Genomic DNA, 23,417 nt, shown 5'->3' with positions numbered 1-23,417 from the left:
ATGGCGGACCTGTCCACGGCGATCGAGGTAGCGGGGGCCTTATCGGCCGCCGGCGGCCTCGGCTACGCGAAGGTTCGGTCTCCTCGGGTGTTCTGGTCGCTGGTCGGCGCCCCGGTTGCCCGGGTCCGCTTCTCGGTGACGTACCGGGCGACAATGGACGTGTGCGGGCTGACGGTCCAGCCGTCCCGCCTGCGGGCGTTCATGGTCCGCAACGTGGCCCGTCAGGAAGTCCAGCCGGTGCCGCCGAGGGTCCGCCGGGTCCGCTACTCCTCGACCGGGATGCGGGCGACGCTACGTCTCCCCGCCGGTCTGGAACCCGCCGACGTGTCCGCCGCCTCCGAACGGTTGCGGCACGCCTGGGGCGTCCACTCCGTGCACGTCGTGGAGGTGAAGCCCGGGTTCGTGGAACTGCGCATGACCGGCTACGACGTCTTGCGCCGGGTGAAGATGCCGCGCCGCCTGCCCCGTACCGCCACCGCAGGCCCGCTGGTGGTCCCCGTCGCGCTCCGGGAAGACGGCACAGCGTTCGTCCGCGACTACCAGAAGATTCCGCACGCCCTGACGGTCGGGGCGAACCAGTCGGGCAAGTCGATGTATCAGCGCAACCTCATCTCCGAGCTGGCCAAGCGGCCGGTCGGTCTGATCGGGATCGACTGCAAGAGGGGTGTGGAGCAGGGCGGTTACGCGCCTCGGCTCTCCGCCCTGGCGGTGACCCCGGACGAGGCGGACGGGCTGCTGGAAGCTCTCGTGGGCGAGATGGAAGAGCGCTTCGACCTTCTCAGCTCTCACGGTGTTCCGGACATGTGGGGCCTGCCGGCGAAGGTGCGGCCGGTGCCGCTCGTCGTCCTGGTCGATGAGGTGGCGGAACTCTTCCTCGTCGCCGAGAAGAAGGACGAGGAACGCCGGGACCGGATGGTGATGCGCATGATCCGGCTCGCGCAGATGGCCCGGGCGGTCGGGATCTTCCTGGAGGTCTGCGGCCAGCGTTTCGGCTCCGACCTCGGCAAGGGCGCCACCGCGCTGCGTGCCCAGCTCACCGGGCGTGTGGTGCACCGGGTCAACGACAAGCAGACCGCCGAAATGGCCCTGGGCGACATCGCCCCGGAAGCGGTCTTCGCCGCGACGACCATTGCCCCCGACCGCCCCGGTGTCGCTGTGGCCGGGGATGCCTCCGGCGGCTGGTCCCGCATCCGAACCCCCGCCATGACCCCGGCCGACGCGGTCGCGGTCTGCCAGGAGTACGCGCACCTCACCCCGCACCTCGCCGCTCTGGCACCCTTCCGGCCGGCCGTTCACACCGCCCCGGCGCCGGCCGCGCCGCTGCTGAAGCCGGTTCCGGTCACCGAGTAGCACCCCGCTCTTCCCGGTCGGCGTGACTGTCTCGCGCCAGGTCCCTACCCCGTCCATGCCCGGAACCGGAAGGAACCCCCGCCATGGCACCTCGACGGACCACCCTCAAGCCCTCGCCCGTGGTCGCGAACGGTGATTGCAAGCCGTGCGGCGGGACCGGCAACGTCCCCACCACGGTTCGCGTCGGCCGCAAGCGCCGCCCGGTCGGACAGCAGGACGGCCTGTGCCTGAACTGCTTCGGCACCGGAACCGACCCCGACGCCTGACCCCCGCTGCTCCGGGTGCCGGGCGGTGACCACGCGCATCCCGCCCGGCCCCGGCACCACCACAGATTGGAGGTGACCACCATGCCCCGCACCATCCGCCCCGATGCCGTCCTGGTTCAGGCCGTGATCGCCGGCGCCCTGTCCTTCTCGCACCTGCACGACCTGGCCGACGCTGCCGGACAGGACGGCTGGAAAGCCTGGGCCTACCCGATCAGCGTGGACCTGCTCCTTGTCGCCGCCTGGCGCCGGATGCGCACGGCCGCGGACAACGGACCGGCCTGGATCTGGTTCGTCATCGCCCTGGCCGCATCCCTCGGCGCGAACATCGCGACCGCCGGAATGCTCGACCTGGACAACGTCCCGCCCTGGCTCCGCATCCTCGTCGCCGGCTGGCCGGCCCTCGCCTTCCTCGGCGGCACGCTCCTCGCTCACTCGAACACCGCCACCCCCACCGCCCAACCGGCGTCGACAGAAGCGCCGTTGACGGCCTCGGCACCCGATCCCGTCACGGTCGAGCGCGAGCCCGACCCGGCCTCGGCCTCTGCGCCCGAACTCCCGCCTGTCACGGCTCCGACGGCCCCCGAACCTGTACCCGCCCCGGAACCCGTTGTGGCACCGGCGCCTGTCCCGGTGACTGTTCCGCCGGCGTTGCTGGACCACGCGCGGAAGGTCGCTGACACCCACCACGCCACCACCGGCAACCGGATCGACACCGCGACCCTGCGCGCACGCCTCGGCGTCCCCGCACCGCTCGCCGACGCCATCACCGCCCAACTCGCCTGATCAGAAGGGATCTCGACTCATGGCCCTGTTCAACTTCAATCGCCCCGCCGACTACGTCGACGCCGCCCGGGAGATGGCCGCCACCGGCCGCCCCGCTCTCGCCCGGCTTCTCGCCGAGGAAGCGGCCGACCGCACGACGGACCCGGCAGAGGCCGACCGTATCCGCGCCGAGTTCCCCGGCAACACCCTCCGTCAGGAGGACTGACCATGCCGCGTCCCAACCGCTTCACCGACGTGATCCGTATCGGCCCCGTCCAGGTCGGCACCCACCACGACGGCCGGGGCCGCACCAAGCACACCGCCGCCTGCACCGCCCCCGGCTGCAACTTCTCCGCCAACTACCACAACCGCTCCGCCGCCGAACTCGCCGCCCGCACCCACCGCTGCAACCCCTGACAGGAGGAACCGTGTTCACCCCCAAGATCCCGCCCCCGGACACCGCGCCCACCACCCCCTCGACGCCCCTCGCCCGCCCGCTCACCGGCATCACCCACACCCCCGCCTGCACCTGCCACCACACCCCCGCGGCCCCGGCCCCGGTGGCTCCGCCCACCCGGCCGACCGTCCGGCTGACCCCGGGCTCCCTGATCCTCGCCGCCGCCGGCGGGACCGCGATGGTCCTGATCATCGGCACGGTCCTGGTCTCCATGCTCCTGGCCACCGCGATCACCGCCGCTTCGGTCGCGATCTGCGCCCTGGTCCTGCGCTCGCTCCTCAACAACAAGGCCCAGTGATCGGCATGGACCTGTCCATCGTCGCCACAGCCTTACCCGCCCTCGGGTGGGCCCTGCACGGCAGCCTGCTCACCCACCGCCTGTCCACCGCTCGACGCGACCCGCTCACCAGCCTGCACACCCGAACCGGCTGGACGGCCCGCGCCGAACGTATCGCCACCCGCTCACCCGACGCCGCCGCCCTGCTCGTGGACCTGGACGACTTCAAGGCCATCAACGACACCTACGGCCACTCGGCCGGCGACGCCGTCATTGCGGCGACCGCCGCACGGCTGACTGGCTGGGTCTCGGGCCATGGGATCGCGGCCCGTCTCGGGGGCGACGAATTCGCCGCCATCATCACCGACCCCGCCCGCACTCCCGGCTTGGCCGCGCTTCGCGAAGCGCTGCACCGCCCCGTCGCCTATGGCGGGCAGACGGTCCCGGTCGGCGCCTCGGTCGGTGTCTGCTACCTCGCCGACCTTCCCGCACGCACCCTCACCGACGCTCTGTCCGCTGCGGACTCGGCCATGTACGCGGTCAAGGGACACGGCCGACGCAACAACACCCTGCGCGCTCGCTCTTAACGGCCCCCGGGGCGGCCTCAACCGCCAAGTTTCCGCCGCCCCGGGCGCCTCAACACCTTCCAGATCTAGCTGACCCGAAAGGGAGACACCATCATGCCCCAGCGCACGACGCCCCGGCCGATCTGCGGCCACTGCGACGGCTTCCCCACCGTCGCCATCACCACCGGCACCCGCACCCCGGCCGGCGAGCGCCGCACGATCACCGCCGACTGCCCCGCCTGCCACGGCACCGGCCACACCCTCCCCGCCGCCCGCACCCACGCCCGGATCGGGGCGTGAGCGCCATGGCCGACCTGACCCCGACCCCGGACCGCCCCGGCCTCCACATCAGCAAGCCGTCCCCCAACGCCCCCGCCACCGGGTCCGCGGTCTGCCACTGCGGGGCCTCTGCCACCGCCACGGGCGACGCACAGGTCAAGGCACTGGTGGAGGGCTACACCGCCAACCACGGGCCCGCCCACAACCGGACGGGACGCTGAACATGATCCACACCGCCACCGCGGCGGGCCTGGACCCGGCCACCCTCACCGACCTGCTGAGGGTGGCCGGGTCACCCGGCTTCGACCGCCTCACCGAACAGCTCCGCCGCACCGGCGGCTGCGCCCAGCCCATCCACCTCACCGGCGCCACCAAGACCATCGACCGGGCAACCGGCACCCTGCTCCACCACTACACGACCGACAACGAGCCCGGCGGCCGGTTACGGATCGCCTGCGGCAACCGCCGCGCCTCCCGCTGCCCCGCCTGCGCCTGGACCTACGCGGGCGACACCTACCACCTCATCCGCGCCGGACTCACCGGCGACCCCGACAAAGGCACCCCACACACGATCCGCGATCACCCCCGGGTCTTCGCCACCCTCACCGCCCCCTCGTTCGGCCCGGTCCACAACCGCCCCGGCAACCGGCCCTGCCGCTGCGGCACCCACCACCCCGACAACGCCCCGGAACTCGGCACCCCCCTCGACCCCGACCGCTACGACTACGCGGGCGCCGTGCTCTGGAACAACCACGCCTCCGACCTCTGGCGCTACTTCACGATCTACCTCCGCCGCGAAATCGCGAAGCGAGCCGGCCTCACCCAGAAAGCCGCCCGCGAACAGTCCAAGGTGTCCTTCGGGAAGGTCGCGGAGTACCAGAAGCGCGGGGCAGTCCACTTTCACGCCGTGATCCGCTTCGACGGCCCGGAAGGACCGGACACCCCGCCCCCGGCCTGGGCCACCCTCACCCTGCTGGAAGACGCGATCCGCGCCGCCGCCGCCCGCGCCGAAGTCACCGTCCCCGCGAACGAGGAAGCCGGCTTCCCCTCGGAATGGGTGCTGCGCTGGGGCACCCAGCTCGACGTCCAGCCCATCGGCGCCTTCGGCAACGGCGAAGACCTCACCGAACAGGCCGTGGCCTCCTACGTCGCCAAGTACGCCACCAAAGCCGCCGAAACGACCGGCACCGTCGACCACCGCATCGGGAACAAGGAAGCGCTGATCCTCCTCGACGTACCCGAGCACCCCCGCCGACTCATCGAAGCATGCCTCGACCTGCACCACGCCTACCCGGACCGCAAGCTCCGCGACTGGGCCCACATGCTCGGCTTCCGCGGCCACTTCTCCACCAAGTCCCGCGCCTACTCCACCACCCTCGGCGCCCTCCGCCAGACCCGCGCCGACTACCGCGCCGCCGAACAACGAGCAGCCCTCGGCCTCCCCGACCCCGACGACCACCCCGAAGCCACCACGCTCACGCTCGCGCACTGGACCTACGCCGGGAACGGCCACACCCCCGGCGAATCCTGGCTCGCCGCCAACATCCACCGCGACATCCAGCACAACCGCGAAACCGCCCGCGAACACCGCGCCGAACTCATGGACCAACTCGCCCTGGAAGGAACCGACGCATGACCACCGCCACCGCCGAACTCCTCACCGTGCCCCAGGTCATGGCCCGACTGAAGCTCGGACGCTCCACCGTCTACGACCTGATCCGCTCCCGCCGGCTCGTCTCCATCACCATCGGCCGCTCTCGACGCATCCCCGCCGACGCCGTACGGGACTTCATCGTCAACGAGATCGAGGAAGCCGCCTGATGCCTCCCCAGCGCAAGCGCAATCCCAACGGCGCCGGCACCATCACCAAGCGCAAGGACGGCCGCTATCAAGCAGCGGTCTACGTCCTTCAGCCGGACGGCACCCGCGCCCGCAAATTCGCCTACGGCAAGACCTGGGCCGAGTGCGACACCAAGCGCCGTGACCTGCTCGCCAAGGTGGACCAAGGCGTGCCCGTGCCCACGCGGTCGGCCAAGCTCTCCGAGTGGCTGCCGTACTGGCTGGACAACGTGGTGAAGCCTCGGCGCAAGCTCAGCACGTACGACAAGTACGAGGCGCACGTTCGGCTGTACCTGGTGCCCATGGTCGGCGGGAAGCGGTTGGAGTCGCTCGGTGTCGCTGATGTCCGGCGCTTCCTGGTCCAGCTGCAGAACAAGACCACCGCGGCTACTGCCAAGGAATCGCACCGGGTGCTACGCACCGCCCTTACCGCAGCCTGCCGGGAAGAGCTGGTCACTCGGAACGTAGCCAGCCTCGTTGAGCCGCCGCGGGCCAAGTCTCGTGAGCTGAGTCCGTGGTCGCTGGACGAGACACTGGCCTTCCTGGCTGCGTCCCGCAAGGATCCGCTTTATGCGGCGTTCGTCCTGGCGATCACCATGGGGCTACGCCGGGGGGAACTGGTCGGGCTTCGTTGGGCTGACGTGGACCTGGACAACCGAATTCTTTACGTTCGCCAGCAGACTCAGCGCCGGCGCGGAGTTCTCTACGACGACGATCCCAAGGGGCGCCGCCGCCGGGCTGTTCCGCTGCCGGCCATGTGCATTGCGCCCCTTCGCTGGCACAGGATGCGGCAAGGCGATGCCAAGGCTCGGGCCGGGGAGTCGTGGCAGGAAAGCGGGCACGTCTTCGTCACTCGGACCGGCCGCCCGGTGGAGCCGCGGAACGTCTACCGGTCCTTCACTCGCGTTTCAGAAGCCGCCGGCCTCCGGGTGATTCGCCTGCACGATGCTCGGCATGGCTGCGCCACGATCCTTACCGCCGCCGGTGTGGCTCCTCGCGTCGTGATGGAGATCCTGGGGCACAGCCAGATCAGCATCACGATGGACGTCTACACGCATGTCGTCCAGGACACGCAGCGCGAGGCAATCAGCCACATGGACCGGCTGCTCAAGAGGCAGCCCGGCCGTGAGTGACTGCTGCCGTTGATGTCAGGCGTAGATGTCAAAGGCCACCTACCAAGATCGGTAGGTGGCCTTTCGCTTGTGCCCCCGGCAGGATTCGAACCTGCGACACCCGCTTTAGGAGAGCGGTGCTCTATCCCCTGAGCTACGAAGGCATCCGCCGGCGGACCGGCGTACCGGCGTCAGTGTAGCGGGTGGGGGTGGGCGGGTGCGGAGGGTAACCCGGCCGGAGGCTCCACTCGTGGGTCAGTCGTCCTGGGTGCTGTTCGCGGACCACTCGTTTGCGAAGTGCTCCATCTGCTTCAGCACAAGGTCGATGGCCTCCGGTGTTCCGTCCGGCGGGTAGTTGCGGCGGGCCAGGAGGCGCTTGATGGCGCTGCGGAGGCGGGCGCGGACCGGCTCGCGGGCGATCCAGTCGGGCCTGAGCTTGCTGCGGACCTCCGCGACCAGCTCGCGGGCGATGCCGGCAAGCACCTCGTCGCCCATGACCGAGCGGGCCGTGCCGTGGTCGGCGACCGCGTCGTAGAAGGCGAGCTCGCGCCAGTCCAGCGACGGCTCGAACTTCTCACCGCGGCGGGCGTCCTCCATGACTTCCTTGGCCATCTCCACGAGCTTTGCGATGAGCTCCGCGCTCGTGCACTGCTGCCGCATGTACCGGACCATGAGGTCCTGCAGCCGCTCGGAGAACGTCGTGCGCCGGACGATGTTGTGCCGGGTGACCTCGCGCATCTTCTGCTCGATGAGCCGATGCAGGGCCTCAGCTGCCAGGTGCGGAGTCTCGCTGTTCTGCAGTTTCGCGGCGAGCGCGTCGTTGAGGTGGGTCAGGTCGGCGGTCTCCAGGCCGGCCTCGGCGAGGAGGTCGGTCACCCCGCCCGTCTCGACGACCGAGGAGGTGAGCTGCGCCAGGTACAGCTCGACGTCACGGGCGACGGGAAGGCCGCGGGCCTTTCGGTCCTCGGCGTCGTACTTCGCCATGTAGACGCGGACCTCGACAAAGAACTGGATGTCTCGCTTCCAGTCCGGATCGTCCGGGAACCGCCTGCCGATGTCGGCGGAGCTGCCGCAGAGCGCGTAGAAGCGCTCCAGGCGGTGGGCGTGCTCGCGGTAGCGCCGGCCGAGCGTCTGGCGGGGGTCGTCCAGCCTCTCGGGGTTGTTGCCGGGCGTGGCCGGGTCCCGGAGATAGCTGGTGGTCGCCATCGCGGCGCTGATGAACGCCTTCGGGGACGGGCTCTCCAGCCGGGCCCGCCAGTCGAAGCCGCGCAGGATGTCGTTGAGGATGTCGTACTCGTTGCGCAGCTCGTCCAGCGCCCGGTCGAGGTCCTGCCCGAGCGTGCGGTCCTGCTGGTCGGCGTCCGTGTACTCGGCGATCGCCCGCTGGAGGTTCTCGGTGAGCGGCGCGTACCCGACGAGGAGGCCGTCCTCCTTCCCCCGGAAGCGGCGGTTGACGCGGGCCAGGGCCTGCATCAGGCCGGCGCCCTTGAGGGGCCGGTCCAGGTACATGGTGTGGACGGGCGGCGCGTCGAAGCCGGTCAGCAGCATGTTGTTGACGATGAGCAGCTGGAGCTCGTCCTCCGGGTCCTTGGCCCGGTTGATGACGGCCTTGCGGCGGCTGTCGCTCAGGGCGTGGGCGAGGAGCCGCTTGGAGTCCTTGCGCGTGTTCGACGAGAACACGATCTTCATCGCGCCCTTCTCGAAGTCGTCGCTGTGCCACTCCTCCCGCAGCTCGCGCAGGGCGTCGTAGACGCTGACGCAGATCTCGCGGGTCGCGCACACGATCATCGCCTTGCCGGGCGCGCCACCGCCCGTCTCGGAGATGCCCACGAACGGCTGCATCGCCGTACGGCGCGTCTCCCAGTGCTGTATGAGGTCGGCGGCGAGGTCCCGGATACGGGCGGGTGCGCCGTACATCGCGTTCATCGTGGCGACGGCCTGCTCGACACGGGTGCGTTCGACGTCGTCGAGGCCATCGGTGATCCGGTCGGCCTCCTCGTCGATGGTCGTCGGGTCGACGTCCTCGTCCATGACGAGCTGGATGACCCGGCTCTCGTGGAAGACCTTGACCGTCGCGCCGTCGTCGGCGGCCCGCTTGAGGTCGTAGACGTCGATGTAGTCGCCGAACACCTCGCGCGTGTTGCGGTCGGCCTCGGAGATCGGCGTACCGGTGAAGGCGAGGAGAGTGGCGTGCGGGAGCGCGTCGCGCAGGTGTCGGGCGTAGCCGTCGAGGTTGTCGTAGTGGCTGCGATGCGCCTCGTCGACGACGACGACGATGTTCCGGCGGTCGGAGAGGAGCGGGTGGTCCGCTCCGGACTCCTTCTCCTCCTTCGTACGCCCGAACTTCTGGAGCGTCGTGAAGAGGATGCCGCCCACGCGTTTGGCCGCGAGCTCCTCGCGCAGCTCGGCTCGGGTGAGGACCTGCTTCGGCGCCTCCGGGAGGATCTCGCTTTCCAGGAACGTCGAGTACAGCTGGTCGTCGAGGTCGGTGCGGTCGGTGATGACGACGACCGTGGGGTTCAGGAGAGCCGGGTCCTTCATCACCATGGTGGTGGTGAGGACCATCTCCTCGGACTTGCCGGAGCCCTGGGTGTGCCAGACGACGCCGGCCTTCCCGTCGCTCGCGGCGGCCACGCGTACGGCCTCGGCGGCGCGGGTGACGGCGTGGTACTGGTGCGGCTTCGCGATGCGCTTCATCCGCTTCGACGGCACGAAGTTGATGAAGGACTTGATGAGGGCGAGGAACCGGTCCTGGGTGAACAGGCCGTGCAGGGACAGATTCTGGCCCGAGTCCCATATGCCCTCGGCGGAGAACGGGTCGACGCGCTCGCCGAACTCGTCCGTGTTCCACGGCGCGAAGTGCTCGTACGGAGTGAAGGGCGTGCCGTACTTGGCCGTGATGCCGTCCGAGACGAGGACGACCGCGTTGTACCGGAACGCGGTCGGGAACTCCTCCACATAGCGGGTCACCTGGGTGTGCGCGTCCTGGAGCGTCGCGTCCTCGTCGCCGGCGCGCTTCAGCTCAAGGACGGCGAGCGGCAGCCCGTTGACGTACAGCACGACGTCGAAGCGGCGGCGCTTCTCGCCGTCGATGACGGTGACCTGGTTGAGGACTCGGTACACGTTCCCGGCCGGGTCGTCGAGGCTGACGAGGCGGATGGTGGGGTTGTGTTCGGCTCCGAACGCGTCGGTGTACGTGACTGACCGGATGCCGGCGGTCAGGTGGCCGTGGGCGGTGCGGTTCTCCTGGTACGTGTCCTGGGAGCCAGGCGTCGTCGCCGCACCGACCGCGTCCCGGACGGCCCCCGGCGGCAGGTCCGGGTTGAGCCGCTCGATCGCGTCGCGGAGGTCCGGGTAGAGGATCAGGTCCTTCCACGACTTCCGGTGGCCCGAGCCGGGCGCGAACTCGTTCCCGGGGGCAGGCAGCCAGGCGAGCTCGGCCAGCTCATCGAGGGCGAGGAGCTCCCAGTCGGACTCGTGGGGGCGGTGGTTCTGGCTTCTGTCGCCGGGGGCGTCGGTCATACGTGGTCCTCGACAATCTTCTCGGCGTCCTTGACGCGGAGGCGGCCGGACATGAGCTGGGGGAGGAGGGTGTCGCGGAGGCTGGCGAGGGTGCGGGATTCGACGGCCGCCCGATGCGCACGCCGCCGCAATGTCATGGCGGCCTCCTCGAACTTCTCGCGGTCCGTGGACATGGGGAGCAGAAGCGGCGCCTGCTTGAATCGCTCGGCTCTGACTGCCGGATAGGCGCTGCCTTCCGCGACGCTCTCAAGATACGACTGGAACTCCGGGGTCCTCGTCACCTCGTACAGGAAAGCCGGCCCCACCGAGACAGGAGTCAAAACCGCCAGCCCTGTAGAGAACACGAGGTCCTCGTCCGTGTCCAGTACCAAAGCGTGGGAGCGCCGGTTAGGTCGAACCGTCGACCACACGGTCGAACCCGGGGCGGCCAATCGACGTGCCCGACCAGGAGCTTCGCTCCATTCGATCCGTTCCGGCCATTCGTAAGAGCCCACTCCGACGCTCGAGATATCGATGTATCGCAGGGTCCCTTCCTGCTCCGGCTTGATCGAGCGGGAGTTGACCGATGCAACATCGCCGAGTTCAGCCTCCTCAAGCCTCGAGCAACCGGCCATCAATGCAGAGAACATCGCCGACACGAGCTGATCCGTGACAGTTGCCATGCGCTCATTGACGGCGATCTTGTCATCCAGTGCTCGCAGAGCGTCCGCGATACCTCGCTGTTGCGACAGGGTGGGATGTGGAATCTCAAGCTTCTTGAGATCGCTTCCTCTGATGCCGGCGGCCGCGACCTGGGTGACGATCGTCTCCATGTTCGACCGGCCTTGCGGTGACCGGAAGTAGTAGTAGACGAAACGCGGGTCTGAGAGTCTCTCGTCCAAACGGGCGCGGATCAGGTGGCTTTCCCAAGTGCGTGGGCCCGTGCCCGAATCCACGAATACACACCGGCCCGCTCCCGAATAGACCAGGGATTGACGCACGAAAAGCAGGTCCCCCTCCTCCAGGAGGAACCGATCCTGCTCGCGTTCGGTCAGTGGAACCAATTCGCATTCCTGATCGCGAATCACGTCGTACGCGAACGCTTCTCCCATGTTGACCATCGGGATGCCACTGCCGCGCAGCTTCGAGGGGTAACTGACACCGTTCCGAAGCGGCTCGGCAAGAAGACTGTCCAACTGGACCCGGCCCCACTCAGACACCGATGCTCCCCAGCTGCTCCCGTACGGTCTTCTCCAGCTCCGCCGACCGTGCGAACAGCCCGAACAGCTCCTCCGTCAATGACGCGATCGTCGCTGCCACAGCCTCCGCGTTCTCTTCTTCCGCCTCGACGGCTCCCACATACCGCCCTGGCGTCAGCACGTGCCCGTGCTCCCGCACCGTCTTCAGTCCTGCTGAGAAGCAGAAGCCCGGTACGTCCTCGTACGTCAGCCCCTCGGACTTCGCCGACTCCGTCCCCCGCCACGCGTGGTAGACGCCCGCGATCTTCGCAAGGTCCAGCTCCGTGAACACGCGTTCCGTCCGGTCGGCCATCTCACCCATGTTCCGGGCGTCGATGAACAGGATCTCCCCGCGCCGGTCCGCCAGCCCCTTCGCTCCCTGCGGAGACTTGTCCTTCGCCAGGAACCACAGGCACGCCGGGATCTGCGTCGTACGGAACAGCTGAGCCGGCAGCGCCACCATGCACGCCACCAGGTCCGCCTCCACCATCGACTGGCGGATCTCGCCCTCCCCGCTGGACTGGGAGCTCATCGAGCCGTTCGCCAGGACGATGCCGGCCGTGCCGCGCTCGCCCAGTTTCGAGACCATGTGCTGGAGCCACGCGTAGTTGGCGTTGTTCTTCGGGGGGACGCCGTACTTCCAGCGGGCGTCGCTCTCGTCCCTCGCCCAGTCCTTGATGTTGAAGGGCGGGTTGGCCATGACGAAGTCGGCCTTGAGGTCCGGGTGCTTGTCGTCGGCGAACGTGTCGCCCCAGCGTGCCGCCAGGTTGCCGTCGATGCCGTGGATCGCGAGGTTCATCTTGGCCAGGCGCCAGGTGCGCTCGTTGAGTTCCTGGCCGTAGACCGCGATGTCGGCCTTGTGACCCCGGCCCCGGTGCGCCTCGATGAACTTGCTCGCCTGCACGAACATGCCGCCCGAGCCGCACGCCGGGTCGTACACGCGCCCGTGGTACGGCTCCAGGATCTCGACGATCAGCCGGACCACCGACTGCGGGGTGTAGAACTCGCCGCCACGCTTGCCCTCCGCGCGCGCGAAGTTGCCGAGGAAGTACTCGTACACCTCGCCCAGCACGTCCTGGGCCGGCTTGTCCTCGGTACCGCCGAAGCGCGCGTCGCTGATGAGGTCGACGAGCTCGGCGAGGCGCTTCTGGTCGACGTTGTCGCGGTTGAAGATCTTGGGGAGGACGCCGGTCAGAGCGGCGTTCTCCCGCATGACCGCGTCCATCGCGTCGTCCAGGAGCTTGCCCACGCCCTGGCTCTTGGCGTTGGCGGCGATCCACGACCAGCGGGCCGTCTCCGGGACCCAGAAGACGTGGGCGCCGGTGTACTCGTCGCGGTCCTCCAGGAAGTCGCCGATCTGGTCCTCGGAGATGCCGTCCTCGGCGAGCTCCTTGGCCAGTTCGCCCCGGCGCTCCTCGAAGGCGTCGGAGACGTACTTCAGGAAGATCAGGCCGAGAACGAACTCCTTGTACTGCGCGGCGTCGATGGAGCCGCGCAGCTTGTCGGCGGCCTTCCAGAGGATCGCCTGGATCTCTTTGGGCGTGGAGGCGCTGAACAGCTCCTCCTGCTCGGTGGGCTTCTTCTTGCGCGGAGGCATGAGGTGGGCCGTCTCCTTCAGCTGGCGGTCTCGGGCAAGTTCTGGATGGTCAGGGTGCCGTCGGCCATGCCGGCGGCCGTGATGCGGGTCAGGTCGTCGAGGGCCTCGGACCGCTGCCGCAGCAGCTCCGCCCGGCGCTCGATCTCGGCGAGCACGGCCTCGTACCGCTCCAGCTCCTCGCGCCCCAGGTCGGGGACGCTCAGATCCTCGACGCCCCGCGAGGCGCGTACGGCTCCGCTCGTGCGGCCGTACTCGGAGGCGGCGGCCCGCAGGAGGGCCGCCAGAGCCCGGGGGCGTACCGGCGGGTCGGCGTCGGGGTGAACCCGCAGGACGCGGGCGGGAGCGACGACGACCGACAGGCCCTCGGTGTCGACGTGGACGCCGAAGCGCGGGCTGGTGGTGACGACGAGGTCGCCGGGCTCGGTGAACTGGACGTGCTCGTACGCCGTGAGGAGCAGGCCCCGGTCGATGCGGCGGCTGCCGAAGCGCGTGGCTCCGAGGATCTCCTCCGGACCGATCACCGCGTAGTGGCCGTCGGCCGAGAGGTGTTCGGGGGCGATGCGGTGGCCGGGGCGGCGGCGCAGGCGGCGGTCCTTGAGAAGTCGGCGGACGGTCGTGCGGCGGACCTGCTGGTCCTCGGGGCGGAGCACCGCCCCGCTCCGCAGAGGGCCATCGACGCCGGTCCCGCGTGTCGCCCGCTCGTCGAGTTCGGCGAGTTGCCGCTCCACGTCGGCGATGCGGGTGGGGCGTTCCATGACCGCCCGGGTGTACCGGGCCTCGGGGGGGCGGTGCTGGGGGGTGAAGGCGGAGCCCGGCCGGTCGTCGAGCTCCTTCGCCAGTACGACGGCCGCGTGGCGGAGCTCGTGACGGCGATCCCCGCGCCATCCCGAAGCCCTCCAGATGGCGACGTCCTCGGCGAGTGCGTCGAGGACCGGCTCCGTGAGCGGCTGGGCGGAGTAGTCGGCGAGGAGGACGCGGCCCGTGCGCTCCTGCTCGGGGGTGCGGGCCAGGACCCAGATGGCGGTGCGGTAGCCGGGGCGGTAGGCGAAGACCCCATCGGGGAGGCTGATCGCCGCCTTGAGGAGGCCCTCGTCGAGGAAGGAGCGGCGCAGCCGGTCCGCGTCTCCGTGCCGGGGCAGGGGGCGGACCAGCGCGTCGGCCGGGCCCAGGACGACGGCCGTCGAGCCGTCGCCGAGGTAGTCGGTGAGGTCCCGGACCCGCTCCAGCACCTCACGTGCGCGGCGGGTCTCGCCCGCCTCGTACGGGAGCGCGCAGACCAGTACGTCGGGGTCGCCCCAGTCCTCCGTGGAGAGTGTCTCGCCCTCGGTGACGTCGAGCGAGAACTCGTACACGCCCCGGACGAGCATGCGGCGCCGGACGAGACGGGCGAGCGCCGGGTCGGGCTCGGCCGCGATGCACGTGTGGCCGGCGTCCTCGGCCGCCGCCGCGTGCAGGGCGGCGAGCAGGTCACCGCTGCGGGCGTACGGGGCGGCGAGGACGGACTCGTCGGGCAGGTTGTCGATGCCGGCCAGGGCCGCGAGGGCGCGGGCCACCGCAGGGGTGGGCTCGTCGGCGGCCAGATCGTGGGAGCCGAGGCGGCGGCGGGCCTCCAGGACCCAGTCGAAGGCTTCGGCGGGGCTGTAGGCGGCCTCGGTCAGCTCGTCGGCGAGCGCTCCCAGGGCCGGGCCGAGGCGGTCCGGGCCCGGGACCGCCCGCAACTCGGACAGGAGGAAGGTGTCCTCCGCGTCGAGGTCGGCGGCCCGGGAGAGGAGGTCGCCCCAGGCACGCTCCCCGACGGGGGTGTCGTACTGCTGCCGCAGGCAGATCAGGGCCGTCAGGGCGCCCACCAGCACGGGGGCGGAGAGACCGGAGGACCGCCAGGCGGAGAGGGTGTGCAGGGCCGCCTCTGCCCGCAGGCGGCGGGGCTCCGCGTTGCCGCGGCCGGTCCGGACCAGCCAGTCCACGACCTCCCGGGCGTCGAAGAGCGGGCTGCCGCTCTCGCGGGTCACCGGGGCGGGAAAGTCGGAGTGCCGCCGGCTCCAGGTGGTGGGGACAGGTCGCTTCACCTGGGCCAGGGCCGCGATCTCGGCGTAACCGATAGGCCAGGACAGCGGGCCGGGCAGGATGGGGGAGTCGTCGACAGGCGTCGGGCTGCTCAACGATCCCCCTCCCGTGGGCTTACGTGTACGTCCACGGAGTTCCGTGGAATCGCGACCGCCGCTACAGCTCCGGCAGAGCCGTCAGCGAAGCAACGGATGACCAACCCTACCGGCGATCGAGAAACCAGTCCCTCAAGCAGCTGATAACCCCGGTTATCAGCAAATCGAAGAGGAACGATCTCACTTTCTCTCTAACGTTCTGTCCTGCCAGCAGGTGGTGTACGACACCGCCCCACCCCGCCACACCGTGCAGGAGGCCCCTCGTGACCGAGACGGAACAGCACCAGCAGACCGCGCTTTCCCTCACCGAGACGGTGACGAAGCGTCTGGCCGAGTCGACTCTTCCCGAGCCCGTCAAGGCCCTTCTCCGCGACGCACTCGGCAGCGACACCGCCGACGCCGGCACCACCACGTCGTCCGCCGCCTCCGGGCGCGTTTACCTCGACTCCCTCACCGTCAACGGCTTCCGTGGCATCGGTCCCCGCGCCCGGCTGAGCCTCAGCCCCCGTCCCGGTGTGAACCTCGTCGTGGGGCGCAACGGTTCCGGCAAGTCCAGCCTCGCCGACGCCATCGAGGTCGGCTTCACCGGCACCCGGGCCCACCGGCCGGGTCTGGACGCCACGCGTGGCGGCCACTGGGCCAACCTCCACAACGCCGCAAGCCCCAAGATCGAACTCAAGCTCGCGATCGAGGGCGACACCGGCAGCAGCACCCTTACCCGCACCTGGACGAGCGAGGAGTTCGGCAGCTCCGAGGCCGTCTTCAAGCGCCCGGGCCGCGGAGCCGTCCCCCTGGCCGAGGCGGGCTGGGACACGGCCCTCGCCGACCACCGGCCCTTCCTGTCGTACACCGACCTCGACCTCATGCTCAACGGCAAGCCGTCCGAGCGGTATGACGCGATCGCCACCATCCTCGGGATGGACCAGCTCTCCGCCGCGACCAGCCTGCTGAGCGCACGGGAGAAGGCCCTCGCCGCCACCGCGAAGGAGACGAGGGATGCCCTGCCCGGCCTGAAGGACGCCCTCTACGCGCTGGAGGACGACGACCGCGCCGTACAGGCCCTGCTCGCCGTGGACACGCCGGGAGCCCTGGACCTCGACACCATCGACGCGCTCGTCGCCGGTCTCCCCCCGGCCGACGACGGCCGGCTCGCCGCGCTCCGGATCGAGGCCGGGGCGCAGGGGCCCGACCTGACGGAGGTCGGGGAGGCCGTCCAGCGGCTGCGCACCGCCCTCGCCGACGTGGCGGACCTCCACGGCACCGACGCCGAGAACGCCCGGCTGCGCGCCGACCTGCTGGAGAAGGCCCTCGCCCACGCCGACCGGCACCCCGACGACGACGTCTGCCCGGCCTGCGGAACGGAACGGGCCCTCGGGCGGGAGTGGTACGACCGTGCCTCCCGGCAGATCGCGGAGCTGCGCCGCGAGGCAAAGACCGCCGCGGACGCGCACGCCGCCGTACGGACGGGAGCGCGGAACCTCCAGAACCTCATCGAGAAGCCCGCGCGGATCCCCACGTCGTTGGCCGGCCCGTGGAAGGCGTGGACCGACTGCCGGCAGATCACAGACCCCTCCGAGTTCGCCCGGAGCGCCGAGGAGGCCGCCACGGGCCTCGCTGACGCCTGCGACGCAGTCCGGACGCACGCGGTCCGCGAGCTGGAGGAGCGCGACGAGCGGTGGCGCGCACTCCTCACCCGGCTTGCCGCCTGGGCGGACAAGGCGCGTGAGGCCGAACGGGACAAGTCCGTGCGGACCGACCTCGGGAAAGCGGTGAGGTGGCTCAAGAGCCTCTCCACCGAGCTGCGGGAGCAGCGCATGGAGCGCTTCACCGACGCCACGCAGGCCATCTGGGAGCGCCTGCGGCAGGAGAGCAACGTCGACCTCACGGCCGTGAGCCTGAAGGGCAGCGAGAAGGCGAGCGTCCGCAAGCTCGTCATGGCGGCCTCCGTCGACGGCCAGGACGCCCCGGCGCTCGACGTCATGAGCCAGGGGGAGCTGCACTCCCTCGCGCTCTCCCTCTTCCTGCCGAGGGCCACGACCGCGGACAGCCCGTTCGGCTTCCTCGTCATCGACGACCCCGTGCAGTCGATGGACCCGACCAAGGTGCACGGACTCGCCCAGGTGCTGCACGAGATGGGCCGGCGCCGGCAGATCGTCGTGTTCACCCACGACCCTCGTCTGCAGAAGGCGTTCACCGATCAGGAACTGCCGGTCACGGTCTTCCAGGTGACGCGGGGCGAGGGGTCACGCGTGAAGGTCGCCTGCCTCGACGACCCGGTCGCGCAGGCCATCGGTGACGCCCGGGCCATCGCCGCCACCCCGGGCCTTCCCTCCGAGACGTTCAGCCACGTGCTGCCCGGCCTGTGCCGTATCGCCTTGGAGAACGCCTTCCTGGAGGCCGCGTGGATCCGCCACCACCGCACCGGCGGATCGGAACACGACCTTCAGGCCGCGATCGACAGCGCGGAGAGGTTCCAGGAGGTCGCGGCCTTCGCCCTCTTCGGCGACGTGAGCCGCGGTGGCGACGTCAAGGAGGAGGTGCGCCGCCGCTACGGAAGCCCGGCATGCTCCCTGATCCAGCAGTGCCAGAAGGGAGCCCATCCCGACGGCGCCTCGATCCCTAACCCCCACCGCTTCGTCACGGACGTCGAGAACCTGGCGCAGAAGATCCGCAAGCCGGAGGTGACCGCGTGACCACCGCCTCTCCCGCTTCCGTCGAAGGTCTGCTGCTGGCCGCCGACCGCCTCCTCGACGGCGGACCCGCCGAGGCCACCACCGCCGGCCGGTACCGCGGCGCCTGCCTCGCGCTGCGGACCGCACTGGAGATCCGCGTCGACCGGGTGCTGGAAGCCGCGACGCCCGGCCTGTCCCGCACCACGGGGCGTGGCAAGTTGCTCCTCCTGCACTCCGTCGTGCCGGGGGAGACGGCACGACGGGCGAAGGCCCTCTGGTCCCAGCTGAGTCTGGGGTGCCACTACCACCTGTACGAGCTCGGGCCCACGTACGACCAGGTGTGTGCCTGGCGGACCGAGGCCGGCGAACTCGTCCGAGAACTGATCCGCTGACTGTTCGTCAGCGTCCGGTTTCTGATAGTTGTTTCAGCGGGGTACGGGCACATGCCCGTGGCGGTGTCCCCCGGCACCGCAGGGAGGACGCACATGGGCACCACCAATCGGGACGAGATCCTCGCCGGCGAGCAGCGGGCGGTGGACCACGCGTACGACTGCTACACCGCGAAACTGGCCGAACTGAGCGGCACGTCGGCCGCCACCGCCTCGGCGTGCGGCAAGGACGGTATCGCCAACCGGGCCGAGGCGGAGGCCCGTGCCGAGGCCTACGGAGGGCTGGGCAATGAAGCCCTGGTCTTCGCCCGCGTCGATGCGCCGGAGGACCCTGGAGGAGAGCCCCGCCCTTGGTACATCGGGCGCCGGGGCGTCCACAGCGCCTCGCACGATCCGGTGGTCCTGCTGTGGACCAGTCCGCTGGCGAAGAGGTGGATCGAGACGCGGCCCGAGAACCCGGGCGAGGTGGTCCTGCGCCGGCAGCTGCGCTGCGTGCAGCGGATCGTCGAGAGCTACTTCGACGAGATCGCCCTGTTGGCGCCCGCTCCCGAGCCCTTGGCCGTACACGAGCTCGCGGGCGTACCGGAGCCCCGTCAGGCCGCCGACGACAGCGCGGCGGAGGGGGCGGATGCGTCCCCTGCCCCGGAGCGTGCGCCTGCCGCTACTCCCGGCGATGTCGTACGACGCCAGCGGCGGAAGGCGATCCAGCCCGACGACTTCCTGCTGCGGGAGCTCCAGCGGTCGCGCGGCGGCCGGATGCGGGACATCGTCGAGACCATCCGCCGTGACCAGATGGAGCTGGTCACCGGCTCACCCTCGGACATCCTCGTCGTGCAGGGCGGCCCCGGTACCGGCAAGTCGGCGGTCGGTCTCCACCGGGTGACCTGGCTCGTCAACAACGAGCACTTCAAGGCCCAGGACATCCTCGTCATCGGCCCCCACCAGCGGTTCCTCGACTACGTCGGGCAGGTCCTGCCCACCCTCGGCACCCGGGACGTCAACGCCGTCCAGCTGGACCGGCTGTGGGAGGGCGAGACCCTCGGCACCGACTCGCCGAGGGCGCGCCTCGTGAAGTCGGACGACCGCATGGCGGCCGTGCTGCTGCGTCGCGTCGAGAGCGACTACCGCCCGGAGGCTCTCGACGCCCTCACTGTCGACCCGTCCTTCGAGGGCGACGAACCCGCGATCGTCGTCAACGCCGGCAGCACGACCCTTCGCGTGCCCAAGTCGGAGGTCCTCGCCCTCCTCGACCTGGCCCACGCCGGCGACGGGCCCTTCCGGGAGCGGCGCGACCGCTTCCGCGGCCTGTTCGTTGACCGGCTCCTGCAGGAGCTCGCCGACATCGCGCCGCGCCGCGGGCAGGCCGGCACGATCCGTCGTGACCTGGAGCGCAACCGCCGGGTCGAGCGCCTCGTCGAACGCGTCTGGCCGTCCCCCGGCCCCCGGGAGGCCCTGCGCAGCCTCTACGATTCGGCCGACCTGTTGCGGGACTGCGCCGACGGCATCCTGGAGGAGGATGAGCAGGCGGCCCTGCTGCGAGCCCGGGCCGCCAGCGCCGACGCCGATACGTGGACCCTCGACGACCACGTCTGCCTCGAAGAGCTCGGCGTGCTGATCAGCGGCGACACCCCACCGCGATACGGCCACATCGTCGTCGACGAGGCCCAAGACCTCACGCCCATGCAGGCCCGCTCCCTGCGGCGGCGCTGCGCCGTGGGCGGCTCCATGACCGTCCTGGGCGACCTCGCGCAGGCGACGGGCGCCCACATCCCGACGAGCTGGGACCTGCTTGGCGCACTCCTCTCCGATCACGGCGACTGGAGCGTGGCTCAGCTCACCACCAGCTACCGTGTCCCCGCCGAGATCATGGAGTTCGTCGCCCCGCTCGCACACGCGATCGCTCCGTCCCTGCCGTACCCGCAGGCCGTCCGGGAAGCGGGAGCGGACGCCGTACGGATCGTGGCGACCGACCCGTGGAAGCTACTCGACGACACCGTCGCCCACGTGGCCCGGCTCATGGACACCAGCGACGGCAGCACCCCTCGCTCCGTGGCCGTCATCGTTCCTGACGACTCGGACTGGCTGGACGCCATCAGCCGCAGGATCGCCGAGGACGGCGACATCGGCGGTCGGAACGACGAGGCTGTCTCCGTGCTGGCCGCAGCTCATGTCAAGGGCATGGAGTACGACCACGTCCTGGTCGTCGAGCCAGCCACCATCGCCGACCGCGGTCCCGCCGGGCTGCGCCAGTTGTACGTGGCCCTCACCCGCAGCACCCAGAGCCTCACCGTCCTGCTCACAGCCCCTCTGCCAGCGGCGCTCACCGCCTCCGTGGACGACACCGAACCCGCGGCACCGGACGCCCGGCCAGCGGGCGAGGCGGCAAGCCTTCCCCGGATCGGAAGCGATGTCCGGGTCGAGGTCGTGGGCCACGTCTCCGGTGGTAGGTACAAGGTCAGGCCGCTGTCTCCGGTGATCGACCGACCGCTCGTGCTCACCGTCCGCCAGGGCTCGGTTCCCCCGCGCCGGGGTGACGAGTTGGACTGCTGGGTGTTCGCGAACGACACGGGTCAGACAGTGGTCACTGCCGATCAGCGTGGCCGGTCGCCCATCTCGGAGCGGATGGCGGGACGCTATCTCGCGGCGCTGGACGTGCTGGGAGAGCTGGCCGGCAGCGGCAGCGATGTTCCCGAGGCCCGCAGTCGCCTCTCCGAACTCCAGGGAATGGCCAACCGCGTCCTTCGCCGGGACCAGGCCGACTGGGTCGACGTACTTCACCTGCTCGGCGATCCGGACAGAGAACGACTCGGAGTCCTTCGCGACCTCGCCGCGACGAGCAATCGCGCGCTCAAGGAGGGCACCTTCGACGCGGGCAGCCTCGCGGAGGGGCTGGCGGCTTCCGGCTGGGCGGAGCCCCTCGCCGAAGCACGGCGAGAGCTCCAGGAGCGCTTCGGCGTGGCGACGAAGCCGAGCTCCGACGACGCGGTGCCCGTCGCCCCGCCGCAACCCGATCAGAAGGAAGAAGTGCAGATGACCACCGCGGACACCACCGCCGCAACACCGGCTGCGACCACGAAGGACGGCTTCCTCCGCGCGCTGGAGGCGGCTGCCGGGGCCGACCGCACGTGCAAGAAGCACGAGGCGGTCCGCCACGCGCTGAAGGCGGCACTTCTCTGGGCGGACCTCCAACCGACCGACTCCTCGGTCGTCGATGTCAGCTGCGTCACCCAGCACGGTCTCTTCCTCTACGAGGCCCTGGGCGCGGGCTGCTCCACCTATGCGGACCTGCGATCGGGCGCGACCCGCCTGCTCGAGATCAACCACACGCTGCCCGCGCCGGCCGACGGTCTTTACCTCGTTCTCTCCGAACCGCCCGCCGAGGACTGGTCCGTGGACACGATTCGCGACGTCTTCCACGTCAATGTCATCTGGCACAGTCCGGCCGGCTGGAGTGGCGAGAATGCAGACGTCGTTACAGGAATGTCCGGATGAGTCCCTGGTCAGGTGGCCGAAGCGCCTGCCGCGGCTCAGCGCACGCGGCGGTCGGCTGCAGTCGCCGCCCGCCTCCCCCGGGACGCCCCCTACGACCGCGTCACCTGCACCCGGTAGTCCCCCTTCTCGTCCTTCTCCAGTACCGAGATCCGTATCCCGTTCGTCCGGTCCGTGAAGGTGTCGCCCGGCTGGTACGGGGCGTCCGAGAGTTCGGCGTGGACGTTGGGGAGGCGGGTGCAGCCGGGGCTGCTCTTGGTGCTGTCGGACACCGAGACCGGGCCCTGGCCCGTGTCCACGTCGGAGTTCACCTTGTAGATGAGGACGCCGGGGCGGCAGACCGCCTGGTCGTTGCCCGCCTGGGTGCGGACCTCCACCGCGTAGCCGGACTCCGCGGTCAGGGGGACGACGGCCAGCTTCAGGCCGCCCCGCGTGGCCAGGGGTCCCAGGACGTGGTCCGTGGTGCCGGGGCGGGCGGCGCAGCTCACCTGGTCGTTGTCGAGCCAGCCCAGCTTCCACTTGTGCCAGCCGAGCAGGTCGTTGTTGGCGCCCCAGTCCTCGGACATGATGTCCCAGTGCCCGACGGAGCCGCCGCCCTCCATCGTGTAGAGGTCGGGCAGCCCGAAGACGTGGCCGTTCTCGTGGGGCAGGACCCGGTAGCCGGTCTGGGCGTAGGAGCCGGAGCCGTCGTCCTGGCGGCTGTAGACGAATGAGGTGTTGGACAGCGGCACCCCGTCCGCGACCGGGGCCTCGTCGTTGCCCGAGAAGGTCACCGAGAGCACGGTGTCCAGGGCGGACGGCCCGGCGTTCGGGGTGACCAGGATGTTGACCAGGTCGTACTCGTCGAAGTCCACCCGCGGGTCCGCGGCCGCCACGATGTCCCGCACCAGGTGGCGGTAGCCGGGCTCGTACGGGGAGCCCCGCTCGATTCCGTACTCCTCGAAGGGCAGCGGCATCCGCAGCCACGAGCGGATCGGCGCCTCCGGTATGTAGGTGAGCCGCCCGTACGAGCTGGTCCGGAACCAGTCCGTGGTCTGCGGGAAGAATTCCGCCAGCCGGTCCATGGCCGGCTCGGTGCCCTCCGCGTCCGGGAAGTCGATCATCAGGTTCAGCGCGCGGACGCGGCCGGTGGAGCGCGCGTAGCCGGGCTGCGTCGGCATGCCCTCCGACATCTGTACGCCCATGGCCGACGCGATCCGGCAGGGGCCGAGCCCGGTGGCCAGGGGAGCCGTCGCGGTGGGGCCGGCCGACGCGGGGCTCTGGAGGGGCAGCGTGCTGCTCGCGGTCGCCAGGGCCGCGATGACCAGGGCCGTTGCGGCGCCCAGGGCGACCGGGCGGCGGTGCTTGCGTATCCGGTGGCGGGGCTGCTGCATCGAGGCGCCTTCCGGTCCGCGGCAGCCGGCCGACCCCGGCTGCGCTCTGCCGTCAGCCTCTTCCGGGTGATCGCGGGCCGCTCGTTGGGTG

The 23,417-nt window shown here is 70.4% G+C and carries 20 protein-coding genes and 1 tRNA gene; 15 read left to right on the top strand and 6 right to left on the bottom strand.

Going from position 1 to position 23,417, the window contains the following annotated elements; genetic code table 11:
• From ACZ6C6_RS21810 to ACZ6C6_RS21755, 12 genes are all read left to right on the top strand, one after another.
• The gene (locus ACZ6C6_RS21810) at positions 1–1,350 is read left to right on the top strand and encodes an FtsK/SpoIIIE domain-containing protein (RefSeq protein WP_469204925.1); all 1,350 of its coding nucleotides are present in this window, start codon (positions 1–3) and stop codon (positions 1,348–1,350) included.
• Positions 1,351–1,433: 83 nt separating this feature from the next.
• Positions 1,434–1,616, top strand: coding sequence for a hypothetical protein (locus tag ACZ6C6_RS21805; protein ID WP_469204924.1), 183 nt, complete (start codon positions 1,434–1,436; stop codon positions 1,614–1,616).
• 81 nt (positions 1,617–1,697) lie between these two features.
• On the top strand, positions 1,698–2,399 hold the full coding sequence (locus tag ACZ6C6_RS21800; RefSeq protein ID WP_469204923.1) for a DUF2637 domain-containing protein: 702 nt from the start codon (positions 1,698–1,700) through the stop codon (positions 2,397–2,399).
• A 19-nt stretch (positions 2,400–2,418) separates the two neighbouring features.
• Entirely contained in the window at positions 2,419–2,604 is a 186-nt protein-coding gene (locus ACZ6C6_RS21795; protein ID WP_469204922.1) for a hypothetical protein, read from the top strand.
• A gap of 2 nt (positions 2,605–2,606) precedes the next feature.
• A complete protein-coding gene (locus tag ACZ6C6_RS21790) occupies positions 2,607–2,795 on the top strand; it encodes a mobile element transfer protein (RefSeq protein ID WP_136205901.1) in 189 nt (62 codons plus the stop codon).
• 11 nt (positions 2,796–2,806) lie between these two features.
• The gene (locus ACZ6C6_RS21785; protein ID WP_469204921.1) at positions 2,807–3,133 is read left to right on the top strand and encodes a SpdD protein; all 327 of its coding nucleotides are present in this window, start codon (positions 2,807–2,809) and stop codon (positions 3,131–3,133) included.
• Between the two features lie 5 nt (positions 3,134–3,138).
• A complete protein-coding gene (locus ACZ6C6_RS21780; protein WP_469204920.1) occupies positions 3,139–3,699 on the top strand; it encodes a GGDEF domain-containing protein in 561 nt (186 codons plus the stop codon).
• Positions 3,700–3,792: 93 nt separating this feature from the next.
• Complete coding sequence (locus ACZ6C6_RS21775; RefSeq protein ID WP_469204919.1) at positions 3,793–3,978, top strand: hypothetical protein; 186 nt, start codon at positions 3,793–3,795, stop codon at positions 3,976–3,978.
• Between the two features lie 5 nt (positions 3,979–3,983).
• Positions 3,984–4,178: a hypothetical protein gene (locus ACZ6C6_RS21770; protein ID WP_469205030.1), complete on the top strand. Its 195-nt coding sequence runs from the start codon at positions 3,984–3,986 to the stop codon at positions 4,176–4,178.
• A 2-nt stretch (positions 4,179–4,180) separates the two neighbouring features.
• Entirely contained in the window at positions 4,181–5,593 is a 1,413-nt protein-coding gene (gene repSA, locus ACZ6C6_RS21765) for a replication initiator protein RepSA (protein WP_469204918.1), read from the top strand.
• Positions 5,590–5,778, top strand: coding sequence for a helix-turn-helix domain-containing protein (locus ACZ6C6_RS21760; RefSeq protein ID WP_469204917.1), 189 nt, complete (start codon positions 5,590–5,592; stop codon positions 5,776–5,778). The genes repSA and ACZ6C6_RS21760 overlap by 4 nt, the downstream gene beginning before the upstream one ends.
• On the top strand, positions 5,778–6,929 hold the full coding sequence (locus ACZ6C6_RS21755; RefSeq protein WP_469204916.1) for a tyrosine-type recombinase/integrase: 1,152 nt from the start codon (positions 5,778–5,780) through the stop codon (positions 6,927–6,929). Before ACZ6C6_RS21760 ends, ACZ6C6_RS21755 begins: the two co-directional genes overlap by 1 nt.
• Positions 6,930–6,999: 70 nt before the next feature.
• Here the strand turns inward: ACZ6C6_RS21755 and ACZ6C6_RS21750 are convergent.
• The 5 genes from ACZ6C6_RS21750 to ACZ6C6_RS21730 form a co-directional block, all read right to left on the bottom strand.
• Positions 7,000–7,072: transfer RNA gene (locus ACZ6C6_RS21750), tRNA-Arg, on the bottom strand.
• 91 nt (positions 7,073–7,163) lie between these two features.
• A complete protein-coding gene (locus ACZ6C6_RS21745) occupies positions 7,164–10,430 on the bottom strand; it encodes a type I restriction endonuclease subunit R (RefSeq protein WP_469204915.1) in 3,267 nt (1,088 codons plus the stop codon).
• On the bottom strand, positions 10,427–11,629 hold the full coding sequence (locus ACZ6C6_RS21740; RefSeq protein WP_469204914.1) for a restriction endonuclease subunit S: 1,203 nt from the start codon (positions 11,627–11,629) through the stop codon (positions 10,427–10,429). Before ACZ6C6_RS21740 ends, ACZ6C6_RS21745 begins: the two co-directional genes overlap by 4 nt.
• Complete coding sequence (locus ACZ6C6_RS21735; RefSeq protein ID WP_469204913.1) at positions 11,622–13,244, bottom strand: class I SAM-dependent DNA methyltransferase; 1,623 nt, start codon at positions 13,242–13,244, stop codon at positions 11,622–11,624. Before ACZ6C6_RS21735 ends, ACZ6C6_RS21740 begins: the two co-directional genes overlap by 8 nt.
• 17 nt (positions 13,245–13,261) lie before the next feature.
• On the bottom strand, positions 13,262–15,403 hold the full coding sequence (locus ACZ6C6_RS21730; RefSeq protein WP_469204912.1) for an N-6 DNA methylase: 2,142 nt from the start codon (positions 15,401–15,403) through the stop codon (positions 13,262–13,264).
• Between the two features lie 263 nt (positions 15,404–15,666).
• On the opposite strand from ACZ6C6_RS21730, the gene ACZ6C6_RS21725 reads away from it, so the two are divergent.
• The 3 genes from ACZ6C6_RS21725 to ACZ6C6_RS21715 all read left to right on the top strand — a co-directional run bounded on the left by ACZ6C6_RS21725 (position 15,667) and on the right by ACZ6C6_RS21715 (position 21,956).
• Positions 15,667–18,096, top strand: coding sequence for an AAA family ATPase (locus tag ACZ6C6_RS21725; RefSeq protein ID WP_469204911.1), 2,430 nt, complete (start codon positions 15,667–15,669; stop codon positions 18,094–18,096).
• On the top strand, positions 18,093–18,467 hold the full coding sequence (locus tag ACZ6C6_RS21720) for a hypothetical protein (RefSeq protein ID WP_469204910.1): 375 nt from the start codon (positions 18,093–18,095) through the stop codon (positions 18,465–18,467). The genes ACZ6C6_RS21725 and ACZ6C6_RS21720 overlap by 4 nt, the downstream gene beginning before the upstream one ends.
• A 93-nt stretch (positions 18,468–18,560) precedes the next feature.
• Positions 18,561–21,956, top strand: coding sequence for a HelD family protein (locus tag ACZ6C6_RS21715; protein WP_469204909.1), 3,396 nt, complete (start codon positions 18,561–18,563; stop codon positions 21,954–21,956).
• 89 nt (positions 21,957–22,045) lie between these two features.
• Here ACZ6C6_RS21715 and ACZ6C6_RS21710 read toward each other — a convergent pair whose 3' ends face one another.
• On the bottom strand, positions 22,046–23,326 hold the full coding sequence (locus tag ACZ6C6_RS21710) for a M6 family metalloprotease domain-containing protein (RefSeq protein ID WP_469204908.1): 1,281 nt from the start codon (positions 23,324–23,326) through the stop codon (positions 22,046–22,048).
• Positions 23,327–23,417 lie beyond the last annotated feature (91 nt).

Source organism: Streptomyces sp. NPDC041814, assembly GCF_055590565.1.
Note: the sequence above shows the minus strand (reverse complement) of the source record. Positions and strands in the feature narration are given on the sequence as shown.

What these genes read in the sequence shown, in the direction of transcription:
- ACZ6C6_RS21810 (WP_469204925.1), top strand. Translation starts at nt 1, where the DNA reads ATGGCGGACCTGTCCACGGCGATCGAGGTAGCGGGGGCCTTATCGGCC.
- ACZ6C6_RS21805 (WP_469204924.1), top strand. Translation starts at nt 1,434, where the DNA reads ATGGCACCTCGACGGACCACCCTCAAGCCCTCGCCCGTGGTCGCGAAC.
- ACZ6C6_RS21800 (WP_469204923.1), top strand. Translation starts at nt 1,698, where the DNA reads ATGCCCCGCACCATCCGCCCCGATGCCGTCCTGGTTCAGGCCGTGATC.
- ACZ6C6_RS21795 (WP_469204922.1), top strand. Translation starts at nt 2,419, where the DNA reads ATGGCCCTGTTCAACTTCAATCGCCCCGCCGACTACGTCGACGCCGCC.
- ACZ6C6_RS21790 (WP_136205901.1), top strand. Translation starts at nt 2,607, where the DNA reads ATGCCGCGTCCCAACCGCTTCACCGACGTGATCCGTATCGGCCCCGTC.
- ACZ6C6_RS21780 (WP_469204920.1), top strand. Translation starts at nt 3,139, where the DNA reads ATGGACCTGTCCATCGTCGCCACAGCCTTACCCGCCCTCGGGTGGGCC.
- ACZ6C6_RS21775 (WP_469204919.1), top strand. Translation starts at nt 3,793, where the DNA reads ATGCCCCAGCGCACGACGCCCCGGCCGATCTGCGGCCACTGCGACGGC.
- ACZ6C6_RS21770 (WP_469205030.1), top strand. Translation starts at nt 3,984, where the DNA reads ATGGCCGACCTGACCCCGACCCCGGACCGCCCCGGCCTCCACATCAGC.
- repSA (WP_469204918.1), top strand. Translation starts at nt 4,181, where the DNA reads ATGATCCACACCGCCACCGCGGCGGGCCTGGACCCGGCCACCCTCACC.
- ACZ6C6_RS21760 (WP_469204917.1), top strand. Translation starts at nt 5,590, where the DNA reads ATGACCACCGCCACCGCCGAACTCCTCACCGTGCCCCAGGTCATGGCC.
- ACZ6C6_RS21755 (WP_469204916.1), top strand. Translation starts at nt 5,778, where the DNA reads ATGCCTCCCCAGCGCAAGCGCAATCCCAACGGCGCCGGCACCATCACC.
- ACZ6C6_RS21745 (WP_469204915.1), bottom strand. Translation starts at nt 10,430, where the DNA reads ATGACCGACGCCCCCGGCGACAGAAGCCAGAACCACCGCCCCCACGAG.
- ACZ6C6_RS21735 (WP_469204913.1), bottom strand. Translation starts at nt 13,244, where the DNA reads ATGCCTCCGCGCAAGAAGAAGCCCACCGAGCAGGAGGAGCTGTTCAGC.
- ACZ6C6_RS21715 (WP_469204909.1), top strand. Translation starts at nt 18,561, where the DNA reads ATGGGCACCACCAATCGGGACGAGATCCTCGCCGGCGAGCAGCGGGCG.
- ACZ6C6_RS21710 (WP_469204908.1), bottom strand. Translation starts at nt 23,326, where the DNA reads ATGCAGCAGCCCCGCCACCGGATACGCAAGCACCGCCGCCCGGTCGCC.